Raw genomic sequence first — 221 nt, 5'->3', positions numbered from 1 at the left:
GTTCAACCATGGTCCTGCATGCTTGGCGCTCCGGGAGCCGCTCGAGCAGGCGATCGAAGGTCAGGCGATAGGCCTCGCGCGGAAAGATCTGATCGCGATGGACCAGATTGAGCAGCGCCATGGGCTTGCGGCGCAGCGCGTGGATGACGTGCCGGTAGTTGATGACGTGGCCGTGCTTGCCATTGGGACCCGCACGGCCGCGCTGCAGTGTCATCAGGGCC

General features: G+C 65.2%; 1 pseudogene. It reads right to left on the bottom strand.

Features of this window, described 5'->3' with window-relative positions:
• Positions 1-221 (bottom strand): annotated as a pseudogene (locus tag GWC77_RS30515) (IS21 family transposase); the annotation flags it as partial.

The organism is Paraburkholderia sp. NMBU_R16 (assembly GCF_013282575.1).
GTDB lineage: Bacteria > Pseudomonadota > Gammaproteobacteria > Burkholderiales > Burkholderiaceae > Trinickia.
Note: the sequence above shows the minus strand (reverse complement) of the source record. Positions and strands in the feature narration are given on the sequence as shown.